At 57.4% G+C, this 15,903-nt stretch carries 16 protein-coding genes and 1 pseudogene; all 17 read right to left on the reverse strand.

Translation table 11 applies throughout. The features are described 5' to 3' along the window. Nucleotides 1–140 precede the first annotated feature (140 nt). Nucleotides 141–875 (reverse strand): GNAT family N-acetyltransferase, encoded by a 735-nt coding sequence (locus ACP8KU_RS05810; RefSeq protein ID WP_284636470.1) that lies wholly within the window; start codon nt 873–875, stop codon nt 141–143. Between the two features lie 15 nt (nt 876–890). Continuing rightward, nucleotides 891–2,474, reverse strand: coding sequence for a ribosome biogenesis GTPase Der (gene der, locus ACP8KU_RS05815; RefSeq protein ID WP_023030784.1), 1,584 nt, complete (start codon nt 2,472–2,474; stop codon nt 891–893). Further along, the gene (cmk, locus tag ACP8KU_RS05820; RefSeq protein WP_023017546.1) at nt 2,471–3,163 is read right to left on the reverse strand and encodes a (d)CMP kinase; all 693 of its coding nucleotides are present in this window, start codon (nt 3,161–3,163) and stop codon (nt 2,471–2,473) included. The genes der and cmk overlap by 4 nt, the downstream gene beginning before the upstream one ends. Further along, nucleotides 3,163–4,074 (reverse strand): pseudouridine synthase, encoded by a 912-nt coding sequence (locus tag ACP8KU_RS05825; protein ID WP_005279286.1) that lies wholly within the window; start codon nt 4,072–4,074, stop codon nt 3,163–3,165. Before ACP8KU_RS05825 ends, cmk begins: the two co-directional genes overlap by 1 nt. Before the next feature lie 55 nt (nt 4,075–4,129). Continuing rightward, nucleotides 4,130–4,684, reverse strand: a complete 555-nt coding sequence (gene scpB / locus ACP8KU_RS05830; protein ID WP_484484143.1) for an SMC-Scp complex subunit ScpB — start codon at nt 4,682–4,684, stop codon at nt 4,130–4,132. Nucleotides 4,685–4,721: 37 nt separating this feature from the next. Continuing rightward, a complete protein-coding gene (locus ACP8KU_RS05835; RefSeq protein WP_023017549.1) occupies nt 4,722–5,519 on the reverse strand; it encodes a segregation and condensation protein A in 798 nt (265 codons plus the stop codon). Nucleotides 5,520–5,525: 6 nt separating this feature from the next. Beyond that, complete coding sequence (locus ACP8KU_RS05840; protein ID WP_023022236.1) at nt 5,526–6,398, reverse strand: ParA family protein; 873 nt, start codon at nt 6,396–6,398, stop codon at nt 5,526–5,528. Between the two features lie 152 nt (nt 6,399–6,550). Further along, nucleotides 6,551–7,441, reverse strand: coding sequence for a site-specific tyrosine recombinase XerD (xerD, locus tag ACP8KU_RS05845; RefSeq protein ID WP_023017551.1), 891 nt, complete (start codon nt 7,439–7,441; stop codon nt 6,551–6,553). Beyond that, a complete protein-coding gene (locus ACP8KU_RS05850) occupies nt 7,438–8,076 on the reverse strand; it encodes an NUDIX domain-containing protein (RefSeq protein ID WP_484484144.1) in 639 nt (212 codons plus the stop codon). The genes xerD and ACP8KU_RS05850 overlap by 4 nt, the downstream gene beginning before the upstream one ends. Beyond that, a complete protein-coding gene (locus ACP8KU_RS05855; RefSeq protein ID WP_023017553.1) occupies nt 8,076–8,987 on the reverse strand; it encodes a copper transporter in 912 nt (303 codons plus the stop codon). The genes ACP8KU_RS05850 and ACP8KU_RS05855 overlap by 1 nt, the downstream gene beginning before the upstream one ends. Before the next feature lie 14 nt (nt 8,988–9,001). Next, entirely contained in the window at nt 9,002–10,162 is a 1,161-nt protein-coding gene (steA, locus tag ACP8KU_RS05860) for a putative cytokinetic ring protein SteA (protein ID WP_198010361.1), read from the reverse strand. A 10-nt stretch (nt 10,163–10,172) separates the two neighbouring features. Beyond that, nucleotides 10,173–11,843: a DNA repair protein RecN gene (gene recN / locus ACP8KU_RS05865; protein ID WP_484483436.1), complete on the reverse strand. Its 1,671-nt coding sequence runs from the start codon at nt 11,841–11,843 to the stop codon at nt 10,173–10,175. Further along, nucleotides 11,843–12,724: an NAD kinase gene (locus tag ACP8KU_RS05870; RefSeq protein WP_005279304.1), complete on the reverse strand. Its 882-nt coding sequence runs from the start codon at nt 12,722–12,724 to the stop codon at nt 11,843–11,845. The genes recN and ACP8KU_RS05870 overlap by 1 nt, the downstream gene beginning before the upstream one ends. Further along, nucleotides 12,724–13,530: a TlyA family RNA methyltransferase gene (locus tag ACP8KU_RS05875; protein WP_023017556.1), complete on the reverse strand. Its 807-nt coding sequence runs from the start codon at nt 13,528–13,530 to the stop codon at nt 12,724–12,726. Before ACP8KU_RS05875 ends, ACP8KU_RS05870 begins: the two co-directional genes overlap by 1 nt. Continuing rightward, complete coding sequence (locus ACP8KU_RS05880) at nt 13,530–13,691, reverse strand: hypothetical protein (RefSeq protein ID WP_005279308.1); 162 nt, start codon at nt 13,689–13,691, stop codon at nt 13,530–13,532. The genes ACP8KU_RS05875 and ACP8KU_RS05880 overlap by 1 nt, the downstream gene beginning before the upstream one ends. After that, a complete protein-coding gene (locus tag ACP8KU_RS05885) occupies nt 13,682–14,665 on the reverse strand; it encodes an HAD-IIA family hydrolase (RefSeq protein ID WP_023017557.1) in 984 nt (327 codons plus the stop codon). Before ACP8KU_RS05885 ends, ACP8KU_RS05880 begins: the two co-directional genes overlap by 10 nt. After that, a pseudogene (locus ACP8KU_RS05890) lies at nt 14,665–15,462 on the reverse strand (tetratricopeptide repeat protein); the annotation flags it as partial. The pseudogene ACP8KU_RS05890 and the gene ACP8KU_RS05885, both read right to left, overlap by 1 nt. Nucleotides 15,463–15,903: the final 441 nt, after the last annotated feature.

Here is a 15,903-nt window from a genome sequence, read left to right on the forward strand (position 1 = left end):
CGGGTTAACCGGCGAAATTATGTAGTTTTGAGGCCCCCTGATGCTTCTGCAGTGAGCTCCGGCTTTGCTGGCGAGACAAGCTCAACTACACCTCACGTGCCAACCCCGAAAGATGTTGTGCACTATTAGTTGTCGATTCCTCAGGCCTTGTCCTTCCCAGACTTCTGGTCAATCTTATAGTGCAAGTGATTTTTCACTGCGGGCCACTCATGCCGCAGTACGCTATACACGCAGGTATCTCTGACTAACCCGTTATCTAGTATCTGGTGGCCGCGAAGGATTCCATCAAGATGTGCCCCGAGGGATTCCAGCGCGCGGCGGCTTTCGCGGTTAAAGGAGTTGGTGGTGAAGAACACGGATAAGCAATCAAGTTGCTCAAATGCATAGCCCATGAGGGCAAGTTTGCAGTCTGCATTAACCGCAGTATTCTGCGCCGATTGCCTGTACCAAGTGTATCCGATTTGTGCGCGCCTGTTATCTAAGTCTAGGGCCTGATAGCCAGTCATCCCCACCGTAGTGCCAGCAGAATCAAATACCGTAAAAAGCTGCGATCCGTGGGAGTCATACCAAGAAATGCGTTCTTCCACGGCTTTTTCCATCTCACTCGGTGATGGGACCTTGGTATACCACCGCTTCCATAATTCCCCGTCCTGCACCGCCTCAGCCAGTCCAGGGGTATGGTCTACGCTCAACGCCTTGAGAGTTATTTTTTGCCCGCGCAAGATCTCGATTTTCTGTGACACCGTATTTACCTTCTTGCTTTCTGGGCCTAAGCCAATGATCTGATGTCTTTCAAGCTTAGCTGCCAATGACACCGAGCGTAATGAGATAGATAAAAACGAGCGAAGCCCCACGGTTGTGAAGGCTTCGCTCATTTCCGCAGTGAACTCTTATTTCCGCTTTTTACCTCGGCGTTCGCGCACGCGCACGGCGATCCGGATGGGAGTGCCGTGGAAACCAAATCGCTCGCGGAACTTGCGCTCAAGGTAACGCCGATAAGAAGCGTCGAGGAACCCAGTGGTAAATAGAACAATCGTCGGCGGCTGGGTCGATGCTTGCGTAGCAAACAGCACGCGTGGCAAACGATTATTCTTCATCGGCGGCGGGTTGGCAGCAATCGCCTCACGCATCCAGTTATTGAGCTGGCCGGTGGACACGCGCTGATCCCAGCTTTCTAGGGCCTCAATCATGGCAGGCTCCAGCTTTTGCAAGGCGCGGCCGGTCTCAGCCGAAATATTAACGCGGGTTACCCACGGCAAGTGCCGCAGCTGCTCGTCAATCTCGCGGTCGAGGTAATAGCGGCGGTCCTCGTCCATAAGGTCCCACTTATTGAACGCGATGACCAGCGCTTTGCCGGATTCCAGCACCATATTGAGCACGCGCTGGTCCTGCTCGGAGATCTCCTCGGAGGCATCGATAAGCATGATGCATACCTCGGCCGCATCGATCACGCCACGGGTGCGCAAGGACGCATAATACTCGTGGCCCTGCGCGTTCTTGACCTTCTTGCGCAGGCCCGCGGTATCAATAAACTTCCACAACTGCTCATCTAACTGCACCAGCGAGTCCACGGGATCCACCGTGGTGCCGGCGACATTATCTACCACCGAGCGCTCCTCGCTGGTGAGCTTATTGAGCAACGAGGACTTGCCCACATTAGGCCTGCCGACGAGCGCGACGCGGCGAGGGCCCGATGTAATCGAAGTCTCGCGCGGTTCTTCGGGGAAGCTGCGCAGGATCTCATCCAGCACGTCCGCGCCACCGCGCCCGTGCTGTGCAGACACCGGCCACGGGTCCCCGAGGCCCAAGGCGTAAAACTGCGCCATATCCGCATACTGGTTATCGGAATCAAACTTATTCGATACCACGATCACCGGAACCGGGGACTTTTGCAGGCGGCGCGCCATGACCTCATCGGTTTCGGTAATGCCTACCTTGGTGTCTACCACCATTACGATGACATCGGCGGTATCCATCGCCATTTCCGCCTGGCGGGCGATATCGGCGTGCATGCCTTTGACGTTGGGATCCCAACCGCCGGTATCCTGCACGATAAAGCGCTGCCCATTCCAGTCCGCCACGTAGGACACGCGGTCACGGGTAACGCCAGGGTGGTCTTCTACGACGGCCTCGCGGCGGCCGAGGAAGCGATTAACCAGCGAAGACTTGCCCACATTCGGCCGGCCCACAATAGCGACGGTGCACAGGGCTTCTTCGGTGGCATCGGCAAAGCCGAGCGACTCCGAGAGCTGCTCCCATTCGTCCTCACTGAGGGGCTGCTCGAGGTCGTCCTCGTCCCCGTAGTCGGCCTCGCCGAACTCTGACTCATCAAAGTCGTAGTCAAATTCTTCGGCATCAAAATCGTCCGTAGCCCACCCCGGCGAGGTCTCTACCGTTTCCTCGTCGAACTTACCCGCAGGGTAATGGAACTGCGTGACTTCTTCCTCTGGGGACTCAAAATCTTTATTGCTCATGAGCGGGACTCCTTAACCACGTTGATAAGAGCCTGCACGACATCCTCCGGGCTCATGTCAGAGGTATCGACGATAGTGGCGTCGTCGGCTGGGCGAAGCGGCGAGGTGGCGCGGGAAGAATCCGCGGCATCGCGGCGCTGCACATCTGCCAGTACCGATTCAAAATCGGAGGCGATGCCGGCCTTTTCGTTTTGATCGTGCCGGCGCTGCGCGCGAACTTCCGCGGAAGCCGTCATAAAGGCCTTCGCCGGGGCATCGGCAAGCACCACGGTGCCGATATCGCGGCCCTCTACGATGGCGCGGTGGGCGCGCTGTGCCAGCGTGCGCTGCAATGCCACCAAGTTCTCCCGCACCTCCGGGATGGCAGATACCGCGGAGACATTCTGGGTGACCTCGTCTTCCCTGATGACGCGGGAGACATCGGCGCCATCGAAAAGCACCTGCGTGGAATCCGGATCATCGGAAACCTCCAAGGGCAGGTTGGCCGTCGCGGAAATCACCGCCTGCTTGTCCGCGGGGTCCACGCCTTGGCGCAATACCGCAAGGGTTGCCACGCGGTACATGGCGCCGGTATCGATGTACTTTGCATCCAATTGCTTGGCTAGGGCCCGGCATGTCGTGGACTTCCCCGTTCCGGAGGGCCCATCGACCGCGAGGATCAGGCCTTCATCAGGCATATTCGAAATCATTACATCCCCACCGCCTTGTACAAGCTCGTCAACTCGTTGGAATTTAGCGCGCGCAACCCACCGGGCTTCATATCGCCCAATTGGACCGTGTGCAGCTTGGTGCGCACCAGGCGCTGTACGGGATAGCCGGCTTCCTTCAGCAGGCGGCGCACGATGTGCTTGCGGCCTTCGTGCAACTCGACTCGGACCAGAGAGAACCCCTGATTCTTGTCCACTACCTGCACAAAATCGGCCTTGGCTAGGCCATCTTCTAACTCGATGCCCTCTTTAAGCTGGCGCACCAACTTATTATCGGCCTCGCCCAATACCGTGGCTAGGTAGGTTTTCTTCACCTCATACTTGGGGTGCATCAGGCGGTTGGCCAATTCCCCATCGTTGGTGAGGATGAGCAGGCCTTCCGTATCCGCATCCAAGCGGCCCACGTGGAATAGGCGCTGGCCCGAGGCAACCTTTTCAGAAACCACGTCACCCACGCAGGGACGGCCGAGATCATCTGACATCGTCGACTGCATTCCGCGGGGTTTATTGAGGATGAAATATTCTTGGTCCTCGTTGACGTTGACGCGAACGCCATCAACGCGGATGACGTCCACGGCGGGATTGACCTTAACGCCCTGCTTGAGGATGACATTGCCGTTTACTTCAACGCGTCCGGCATCAATGAGGATTTCCGCGTGGCGGCGCGATGCTACACCCGCCTTGGCCAAGACCTTTTGCAGGCGCTCACCCTTGGGCTTGTCGTCATCGACCAGCCAGTCAGCGCCCAAATCGCGCGCCACCGATTCAGCGGTGGCCTTCTGCTTTTTCTTGGAAACGTGTTGATTACGAGCCGGTTTGGCATTGGAGACAACGATATCGCTGTCTCGCTGCTTCTTATCCGGTGTGCCGTCACGGCGAGCGGGAGGAGTCACTTAAGTGTCCTTTTCTCTCGAAGATATGAAATTACCTGCGTGAGTCTACCCCACCTCAGTACTCTTCGTCGATTGCATCGACGTCTGGAAGCAGCGGCGCCAGATCCGGAAGGCGTTCCAGCGAGTCTATGCCTAGGAGTTCAAGGAAAAGCTCGGTGGTTTCATACCGGTGCGACGCCCCTTCGAACTCGTCCTGCGGGAGCTCACGGATGAGCCCGCGCAGGTTAAGGGTGCGCATCACGCCGTCCACGTTGACCCCGCGGACCGCAGAGACCTGCTGGCGCGTGACCGGTTGGCGATAGGCCACGACGGCGAGGGTTTCCAAGGCCGCGCGCGAGAGCTTCGTTTGCGCCCCATCCAATAAAAACTCCTCCACCGCGCTGGCATTTTCCTGGCGGGTATAAAACCGCCAACCTTCTGGCGTTTCGCGCAGCTCAATTCCAGAGCCGCGGCTATCGAATTCACGTTGGATGGCCCGCAAGCAGTCACTAATAACCGCGGATTCTACGCTAAGCGCCCGCGCCAAGGACTCTACGGATGCCGGCGAATCGAGCACCAGCAAGATCGATTCAAGCCGGGATCGCAATTGCGAAATGAGCGGAAGATCCATGCCCCTTAGATTACAACCACCGACGGCGGTGCTAGCACTAGTCCCAATTTGCTGCGGCAACGACCGCAGGATCTACGTCCAAGCCGGTCCAGGAAAGGTCCAGCTGGCCCAACGCCTCCTCCTGCTGGGCATCAACCGCCTTGGCCTTAAACAGTTCCAAGAGCGCCAAGAACCTGCCGACGATATGCATGGTTGTGGTGCAATCCCGGGTAAGCGAGGAAAAACTTGTCCACTGCCCTGCGCCCATGAGTTTGAGCGTTTCGAGGATCTTTCCAGCCTGCTCGGGCACGGAGACGGCGACGCCATGAATATGGCCCGTTGCCACTTCTTCCGGCGGCTTGGGGCGAAAGACGCCCGCCGCCATTTCCGCAAAGCTCGCTGGAGTATGCCCCAACGTCACGGGAGGTAGAAGCTCCGCAAATTGCTCCTCGATGCTCACGGCGCGCGGGTAACTGCGCTGTGCCTCCCGTTGCCAACGGGCAAATTGATCCGCCGCCTGTTTATAGGCCTTGTACTGCAAAAGGCGGGCAAAGAGCAGGTCGCGCGATTCCAGCAGCTCCAGGTCCTCTAGGTCATCGACTTCGCCCCGCGGCAATAGCCGTGCGGCCTTTAAGTCCAACAGCGTTGCCGCCACGACCAAGAAATCAGTCGTCTCATCCAAATCCGCGTTCTCGCCCAATTGGCGGGTGTAGCCAACGAATTCATCCGTCACCTCAGACAAGGCCACATCCGTGATATCCATCTTTTTGGCCTGGATGAGCTGCAAAAGCAGATCAAATGGGCCCTCGAAATTCCGCAGCGCAATGCGGAAGCCCGTAATCTCTGGCTGCGTCACGGTAGTTTAAACGGTCGAGCGTTCGATGACTTCCTTCGCCAGATCGCGGTATTGCTGCGCGGCCTGCGAATTGGGCGCCCACGAGGTGATGGGCTCGCCGGCCACGGAGGTTTCTGGGAAGCGCACGGTACGGGTAATGACGGTATCGAATACTTGATCCCCAAAGTATTCCACCACGCGGGACATCACCTCACGGGCATGCTTGGTGCGCCGATCAAACATGGTGACCAGAATGCCCATTACTTCCAGATCGAAGTTGATGCGGTCAGAGACCTTTTCCACCGTGTCCGTGAGCAAGGCAAGCCCGCGCAGCGAGAAGAACTCGCATTCCATCGGGATGATGACGCCCTGGGAACAAGCTAGGGCGTTGACCGTAAGCAGACCCAAAGAAGGCTGGCAATCAATGATGATGAAGTCATAGTCGCGGCGCACCGGACGCAGGGCGCGGGCCAAGGTGTGCTCGCGGCCTACTTCATTGACCATCTGAATCTCTGCTGCGGAAAGGTCAATATTGGCCGGAACGAGGTCCATGCCGGACACGCTGGTGTGGTGAATGGCGGAGTGGATAGAGGTATGGCTATCCAGCATCACGTCATAAATCGAGTCCTCGATGTCATCATGGTTTAATCCCAGCCCAGCCGAAAGAGCACCCTGCGGGTCCAAGTCAACCAAGAGGACCTTGCGCCCATACTCTGCGAGGCAGGCCCCCATATTGATGGTGGACGTGGTCTTGCCCACGCCGCCCTTTTGGTTACACATCGAAATGATGGTCGCGGGCCCATGTTTTTCCAAGGGGGCGGGTTCCGGCAGCTCGCGGACAGGGCGGCCAGTTAGCCCCGTCTCTACATCGGAGGCTGAAAAGAGACCCTCTTCGCTCACAGTCAAACCTTCTTCCTTGACGCCAAGTCATGGACCATGACATTTGGCATAGGGTTGCTTACAACGTTGTAACTATAGCGTACCCGCTCCCCTTTATGACTACCGAGACTTTGCAAATATCAAGCCTCTAACTTTGACTTAAACGCTGAAAGCTACGCCCGCGGATGCGCTGTCCGCCACACCTCCCGCAAGGAATCAGCAGTCACGTGCGTATAGATCTGCGTGGTAGTCACGGAGGAATGCCCTAAAAGCTCCTGCACGGTGCGCACATCGGCACCGCCTTCGAGAAGGTGCGTGGCAAAGGAATGACGCAGCGTGTGCGGGGAAATGGACTTATCCAACTGGCTGCGCTGCGCGGCGGTCTTAATGATGGACCACGCGCTTTGCCGCGATAGCGCGCCACCGCGGGTATTCAAAAACAGCGCAGCCGTTTTGCCCTTTCCCAGCACGGGACGGGCGCGCACCAGATAGGCATCGATGGCCTGGCGAGCATGCGAGCCAAGGGGTACGAGCCGCTCCTTATCACCTTTGCCGTGCAGGACTAGGACGTCATCGCCAGTAGCTACGTCATCGACGTTGAGCGAAATTACCTCAGAAATGCGCGCCCCAGTGCCATAGAGTACTTCCAATAGCGCCCTATCGCGAAGGTCGACCGGCGTTTCCGTCGGCGTCGCTTCGATAAGCTGCGTCACCTCATCAACGCTCAAGGTCTCTGGCAGGTGTTGCCCCGTGGAAGGCGGGCTCACCTCGGCGGCAACATCGCTATCGACTTCACCTTCCGCAACGGCGAATTTGTGCAACCCGCGCGCCACGATGAGGGCACGGTTGGCAGAAGACACCGCCATCTTTTCGCGCAGGTCCTTCAAATAGGCCTCCACCATCGGCCGGGTTACCTGCCGCAGGTCCTGGACCCCATTGTCCGCCAGCCAATCCACGTACCGGCGAATATCCCGCCGGTAGTTGCTCAGGGTATTAGCTGACACCCCGCGTTCGACGGCGAGGTGATTCAACCAAGTCTGAGCGACATCCTCCGCAGCAGTCACTGCTTTTTCAGGTCCGGTCCGCTGCGGCGGGCAGCCATATGGGTCGGGCGCAAATCGAACGGCGCATCCACCGAACGCGTCGGCTTCCCACCAATCACCGTGGCATATGCGGCTAAAATACCCGCGCATGCGACGGAATTAACTATCTCACCGGCCAGCACCTTATTTACTGCCCTGTCTAAATCCACCCAGGCAAAATCCATATCGGCTTCTTCATCGCCGGTATCGTGCAGCGCTGGGACCTCACTAAGGTCGCGGGCAAGGAAAATCCGCACGGCTTCCTCACAAAACCCCGGTGAAGTCACCATATCCGTGAGAGTTTCCCAGTCCTTCGCGGCAAGGCCCGCTTCCTCCTGCAACTCGCGCCGCGCGCCGGAAAGCTCATCCTCGCCCTTTACATCTAACAGTCCTGCAGGCAGCTCCCAGAGCCGCTTGCCGACGCTATGCCGGTACTGATGCACCATCGCGATGCGCCGATCCGCATCTAGGGCCACCACCGCGACGGCGCCCAGGTGCTCAATGATCTCCCTATCCGCGGTGTTTCCTCCCGGCATGGACAACGTATCGCGGCGTACGGCGACGATCGGGGCATCAAAAATTAACTCTGAATCCAAGACTCGAAAATCGTGGGCCACTATTCTTTCTCCTCTTCAGGTAGGGCGGAATCCGCGCTTTCTGCAGAACCGTAGTCTCCCCTGCCCCCATTGAGCTGTTCCTCGGTGGCGGAAATGACGGCGATGCGCTCTACTGCTCGCTCGATGCCATCTACGGTAGAAAGATCCACGTCTTTGGTGCGCAGCTGCTCTATTGTCTTTTCATCTTGGGTCTGTTTGGCCCGCGCGCTAAGGACCACGCTGCCATTGACCTCGTCCAAGGCGGTGGCGAACTCTGCCAAGGTATCCGAATAATATCCGCGCACCCCGCTGCCGGAGACGATGATGATGGACTGGGCGGGAAGGATGGTCCCGTCTTCATAATCAATAAATTCCTTGTCGCGCAAAGCACGCAGCAGCTCAGATCGCTCCTTCACGCTTGCGAGCGGCTCCGTGCTTTCTTGGTCCATGGAGAGGGCCGCGCCCAAAGCCTCGCCGCCATAGCTTCCCACGGTTTTATCGAGCCCCTTGAGATCTGCCTTTTTCGGGGCCTTATCTTTAAGGATCGATACGATATCGTCTTTGCTTTCCCCGCGCAGGAAGTCTTTGCTCAGCTTGATTTCTCCTGCCTTGGTGGCCCCGGAGGCTTCTAAGAGCTTCGTGATATCAGACAGGTCCCTGCTATTTGCATCATCGGTGGAAATGACCAGCACTGGCCGCTGCGATAACGTCCCAGATACCAAGTCCGGTGCCACGTTCTTGACTATGTCATCGCTCGCCTCATTTTGGTTCTGCAAGATCTTGTTTTCTTGCACCACCTTGCGGTGTTCCGCACGGATCGGGTCATCATCGGCCACGCTGGTAGTCAGGTTGGGCGCGATCACCAAGGCTCCGAGGGCTACACCGACCGCTGCGCCGAGTCCAAGGCCCGTAATTAGTTGCGTTTTCGCCATACTGCTACCCCCGCTCAGAATAGGCTCGACCACGTTTGGCTCAAATTACTCAAGAAATCCTGGCTCCCGCCAAAGCCCACGATCAAGATGATCGCTGCAATCGCGACCAAGATGCTGAGGAGGGCCCATAGCCAGCCAAGGTGTGAAGATGGAACAGAATACAGGTTGATCACAGCCTCCGCATCAACCGCCTTGGTTCCAGCCTTCAGCCGAGACAAGACGGCAGACGGTGCCACCCGGTTGGCAAAAACATCATCGAGGTCAAAGCCGCCGCCTGCCTGCACGATGAGGCCCGCACCGTGGTAATCAGCAAAGAGCAGCGCTAAATCCGTGGCCGATTCCGATGCCGCCGGGAACGTCATGGCCCCAATACCCAGCTCTTGGATGCGGTCAAGGCCTTCCACGCTGCCTTCTGGATCCGCGGGTACGACGATGCGCGCGCCGCAGCGCAGCGCCTCATCGCTTACCTTGGCCGGATCCCCAATAACGAAGTCAGGCTTATATCCCTGCTCCAGCAAGGAATCCGCGGCTTCCTCAACCGCAACGAGCAGCGGCTCATATTCCCGGATGAAATTCCGCAAGTCTTTCAGCAGGGCTCGGTGGTCTTCGGTGGGAGATAAAACAATGACCTTCCTGCCAGCTATCTCGGCACCGGATGCGGGGACACCGAGGCCATCGATAAGCAGCGGGCCTTCAGAGTTAATGAAATCAATGGAACGCGCAAAATAGGACTCCATGTGGTCAATGAGTGCGCTTTGTGCCGCCTTGAAGTTCTTGTCTGCGCGCTCCCGGGAAATCTTCTGCCCCGTCCCGATTACTTTATCGCCAACGTAGACCTTTCCATCCTCGCCGATATGCGCCTTTTTGCCGTCTTTAAACTCCGAGATAAATTCCTCGCCGAGGCCCTCGAGGAGGTCAATATCGGCATCGAGAAGCATGTGCGGACCGCAATTAGGGATGGAACCGGTAGAAAACCTGGCGACATTGACCACCGCGGAGGGCTGCAAGTCCACAAGCGTTTGTGCCTCGGGCCGGGAAATATTCGCCGCATCGATAACGGCGATATCACCTGCAGAAAACTTCTTAAGACCTTTCGCGCCCGGGGTGCAATCGCGCAATGCGGCAGACTCACCGGGTTGCTCAGGGGTACGGGAAAACAGAGCCATGTGCCCCATTCTTCCTTGCTTAGTCCGCCAGCTGGGTAAGGCGCGCGGAAGCTTCCTTTTGTGCGCGGTCAAAAAGCTCTTGGGCGTGGGCGCGCCCAGTGTCCGTGTCATCCAAACCGGCCAGCATGCGCGCCAATTCCTCAACGCGCTCCTGCTCCGATAACTCGGCTACCCCAGAGGTAAACTTATCCTTCGAAACATGCAAATGCGCATCTGCATACGCGGCTACCTGCGGCAAGTGGGTGACAACGATAACCTGGTTATGCGCAGCCAGCCGCGCTAGCCGACGCCCAATTTCCACCGCCGCACGCCCGCCCACGCCAGCATCGACCTCATCAAAGACCAAGGTCGCACCATCTTCGCTGGCGAGCACAACCTCAAGGGCAAGCATGACGCGAGACAGCTCACCACCGGAGGCCGCGGTGGCCAACGGCTTCCCATTGAGTTGCAACTCCGCGGCATCGGCACCCGTCTTCGAATACTTGGCTGTGGAAAGCTCAACCGACAAAGTGGAATTGGGCATGGCCAATCCATGCAACTCCTCAGTCACCAGCTTGCCCAGCGCTTCCGCGGCTTTCTGCCGACCCTTCGTAAGCTCCGCAGCCTTTTGCTTCATCTCCTGCTCGGCCTCTTTGACCTGCGCCTTAAGCTCCTCGAGGACCTCCGTCGAGGTATCCATCGACTGCAGTTTGGCCTCCGCTTCATCGCGCCACGCCAAAACGCCATCGATATCGCTAGCGTATTTCCGGGTCAATGCTCGAAGATCCTGCTGGCGCTGCAGCGATTTTTCCAACAGATTCGGATCCGCCGGTAGCCCCGCGAGGTATCCACCGAGCTCGGCCGAGATATCGCCTAGCTGCGAGGTGAGCTCAGAGATGCGCTCGCCCAAATCCGCCAACTGTTTATCCGAGGATCCCACCAGCGCCGAGCCCGCGCGCCCGAGCAGCGAAGAAGCAGCCTCATCAAGCTCTTCCGTTCCATCTATCGCTGCCAAGGCAGTGTGCGCGGATTCGCGCAGGCCGTCGACGTCTTGCAGGCGCTGCACCAACTGCACCAGCTCCGCGTCTTCGCCAAGCTCGGGTGCCACGCCGTTGATTTCCTCTAAGGCATATTGCAGGCGGTCAGCTTCCTGGGCAAGTTCCCTACGGGACTCCGTGCGCCGGCGATAATCCTTAGCCAAGCTGCGCCACTTTTTGAAGGCCTCCGCATAGTCTTCCCGAATGCCAGCCAGTTGCGGTTCCGCACGATCTACCGCCGCGAGCTGCTCTTCTGGAGCCAAGAGGCGCAATTGATCGTTCTGGCCATGCACGGTAATTATCTCCCGCGCGAAATCTCCCAACGTGGCGGCCGGTACGGCTCGCCCTCCCAGATACGCCCGCGATCGCCCTGCTGCCGAAACTGTGCGCGAGACGATAAATTCACCATTTTCATCTGGCTCGCCGCCCACCGAGTCCACCAGTTGGCTAATGCTCTCCTTCGCGGAACTAAAGTGGCCTTCTACGGCTGCTTTTTTAGCGCCTTCGCGCACCCTCGAGGCATCCGCACGCCCGCCTGCCAACAGTCGAAGCCCCGTGACCACCATGGTTTTACCCGCACCGGTCTCACCGGTCAATACGGTCAAGCCCTCCGACAATTCCGCAGAGCTATGGCGAATGACTCCTAAATCATTAATAGAAATATCGACAAGCACTATTTCTCCTTCGGTCCGCGCCAGCCTTCCACGGGCAACCGCAGCTTAGAGACCAATCGATCCGTAAAGGGCTGATCATCTAACCGCACCCAGCGTACGGGGCGCTTACCGCGCACCACCTCGACGCGGGCACCCGGCGGCATAATAAGTTCCCTGCACCCATCCAAGATAACCACGGCCGGTGTGGTTTGCATGGTTGATTCCACCGCCACCAAAGAGTTCGGGGAAACCACTAATGGTTTGGTAAAGAGCGCATGGGCATTATTCGGCACGACCAAGATTGCATCCAGGGATGGCCACAGCACTGGGCCTCCAGCTGAAAACGCATACGCCGTAGAACCCGTTGGGGTAGAAATCAGTACGCCATCACAACCGAACGACGAAACGGGGCGCCGGTCGATCTCCAAAATCGCATCCAGCACGCCCGACCTGTTCTGGTTTTCAACCGAGGCCTCATTCAAAGCCCAACTGCTAGCCAGTTGGTGACCGTTGGCATCCGAAATAGAGACATCCACCGTCAACCTGTCCTCTACCCGGTAGCTTTTCTCAATCACGCGAGCGACGGCACGGTCTAATGACTCCACTTCCCATTCCGCGAGGAAGCCTACGTGGCCCAGATTCACTCCGAGGACCGGGATATCTACCGCCCGCGCCATATCGGCGGCGCGCAGGAAGGTGCCATCACCGCCTAAAACAAGGACCAGTTCGCATCCCGCCGCAGCAGCATCAGAATGCGACACATGTTGGAGTCCCGGCAAGACGGTTTCGTCCGCGCACACGCGCACCGTTATCCCCGCTTCCTGCAATAATTCGGCTGCACGGGAGGTAGCCTGCAGGTTCTCTGCACGATTGGCATGCGGAACCAACAATATCTCTCGCATTATTGCGGACCTTCTTCAACGGCAGTATCAATCATCTGTTTCATTGTAGCTGCGTCCGTTGACATACCGTCCTTTTTCAGCCAAAGGAAATATTCCACGTTTCCACTCGGGCCAGGCAATGGTGAAGCCACAACACCGTGCAGGCTAAGGCCTAAAGACACGGCAAACTCGGCGACATCCTGTGTAACCTCTTTCCGCATCTCGGGAGAGCGGACCACCCCGCCGCTGCCAATGCGATCCTTGCCCACCTCAAACTGCGGCTTAACCATCGGCAGCAGCCACGCTCCGTCCTTCATACACTCCACAATTGCTGGCAGTACCAGCTTTAAGGAAATGAAGGATAAATCCCCGACCATGCCATCACACAGGCCATTGGTCATTTCTGGATTAATAGTGCGGATATTGGTCCTATCCAAGACGGTTACGCGGTCGTCATTTTGCAGCCGCCACAGTAATTGCCCATACCCAACGTCAACAGAAAGCACTTCCCTCGCACCAGAGGCCAGGCACACATCCGTAAAGCCTCCCGTCGATGCCCCTGCATCTAAGATGCGACCGTCCATGTCGACGTCGAATGCGGCAAGCGCGCCCAAGAGCTTATGTGCGCCGCGGGACGCCCACTTGTCTTCCTCGGACTCCTCGACCTTGATGGAGACTTCAGGATCCACAACTGTTGCAGGCTTTTCTGCTTTAAACCCGCCGACCGTCACACGGCCAGACTTGATCATCTCGCGGGCTTGCTCACGAGATCGCGCAATCTTTCGGCGCACAAGTTCTGCATCCAGCCTGCGGCGTTGTGGTGGCATTAGTTCTCCTGCAAAGCATTCCGCAATACGGAATGCGCCCTGTCCAGTTGATCGACTTCTTCTGCAAGTGATGGCGCATCTTCGCCAAGAATTGTCGAAATCTCCGAATCTACTGCTTCAGGCTCTTTCACGGCCCGAAAATCGTGTGGCTTTACCGCCATTTCGACACAACCTTTTCCGCAAATTCGCTACGCGGCTGAATATACCGAGGTGGTGCCGGCATTGACCACGCCACTTCCAATACGGTCCGCAATGCTTGCACCGAGGTAGAGGACTCATTTCCGCCCTGCAAAAGAACGTCATACCCATCGCACCGCGCGGTAAAGTCTCCTTGCGGCCCCGGTCGCACCTGCGAAATAGGCAATGAAAGCTCGTGCATGCCCGCACCAATAAAGTTGGGCCGCGCCTCCACGGGGGCCTCGATAAGCTCAAGCTCGCCCGAGACACCGGTCAATACATGGAAAGTATTCATCGCTGCGGTGTTACCCCCAACGATATCCGTATCTAGCCTGTCGCCCACCGCCAATGGCTTTTTCGACCCGACCTTTTTCGCTGCGAGGAAGAACATCGCTGGTTCAGGTTTGCCGGCAGAAACGGGCTCTACTCCCGTCGCCTTCTGGACAGCAGCAACAAGGGAACCATTGCCAACGCCTAGTCCTCGCTCGATTGGAAGGGACGTATCCAAGTTCGACGCAAAATATTTCGCGCCTGCCCGGATAGCCAGAGCCCCCTCCGTTAACTGTTCCCAACCAACGGACTTATCAAAACCTTGCAGGACGGCGGCTGGTTTATCATCGGCACTCGAGACCACGGAAAAACCCCTGTCTTTAGCCAAATCGCGGAAAGAATCCGCGCCAATAATTAGTACCTTGGCACCCGAAGGAATTTCCTCGGCAGCCAATTGCAATACCGCTTGGGCGGAGGTGACGATGTCACCTGAATCAGCCGTCAAGCCGATATCCGTTAGCATCGTCGCAACGGCTTCAGGGCTGCGCGACGCATTATTTGTTACATATACTGCGGGAACACCGCACGTATTAATAACGTCTACGACGTTGCTGAGCGGACGACCGCCTTCCCAGACGGTTCCATCCAAGTCCAACAATAAGGCATCATGTTTGCTTAAAACACTCATTACTTACATTCCGCCAATCGGTCAACGGCATCGGTCCAATCACCCTCATCAATGGCGATGGTGTGCCCGAACCACTCTCGGGCTTCGTCCTTGCGCCCTGCGGCAAGCAGAGCATTTGCATAGGCATACGACAACCTACAAGCACTTACTCCACGATCGCTGCGGTCCGGTTGTGCCCGCTGAATTGTAACCACCGCTGATTCAGGTTGATCGAGGTCAAGGCGAGCACCCGCCAGCACGATCGCTAATTCAATGGCGGATTCTTTGTCTAGTTCCTTCGCCTCTTCGCTGCGCCCCAGCTCTAATGCCCTTTCCGGCCGACCCAACCCACGTTCACAGTCGGCCATAACCGCGAGCATCCCCGGGCCGCCAGAAATACGACGGGCAGCACGAAGCTCAGCGAGCGCCTCTTTCCACTCGCCGGCGCGGTATGCAGCGATACCGTTAACTTCCCGAGCGATAGCCACACGTCCTGCACGATCCTTAGCCGCACGCGCATGCCGCAGCGCCAGTTTAGGATCATCGTCCATCCAGGTTGCTGCCATGATCATGTGCTTAGCGACGGCCTCCGAGTTCTCTTTAGAGAGAGACTTCAGGTCTTGGAGCACCAATGGGTCCAAGTCATTGATATCGACCTCTTCAGGAATATCCGGATCGGTCATACGACGGTTGATTCGCTCTTCCCGATACCCAGAGCGCTGTGGAGAGAAAGACTTCTTCTTTCCCCCGCCGCGAGAATCGCGGTCCCCCGAGTTGCGTGGATTTCGACCCCGACGGTCTTGTCCGCGGCCATTACGGCCGTGCTGGTTGCGCTCCGACATTCAGTCCTACCCTTTCTTGGTTGGAACTCGCACAGAAATACCGCACCCATTCTACAGTGCCAAACGACATTCAAAGAATCTAGAATATCCTCGTCGATTGCCCGTAGTTTGATGAACCCGGCCACTGCTTTTGGGCGAACTGGTGTGGTGGTGTTGGGTTGGTGGGCTTTTATTTTTGTTGTTGTGTTTGTTTCTTTTGTGGTTGAGGAATTGTGTCCAGGTGTAGTGCCAGTGTGTGTTTGTGGTGGCTAATGGTCCTTGGGGGTGGTCTATGTGGTAGGTGCCGTCGGTGTGTAGCCAGGCGATGGTGCCAGTGACCGGGTCAATGATGTAGTGGACGCGTTTGTCGGTTTTGATGTTGTGGTGGTGTTGGCAGAGGGTGACGAGGTTGCTAATCAGTGGATTGGTGTAAACCCT

This window comes from Corynebacterium sp. LaCa_282, assembly GCF_057198125.1.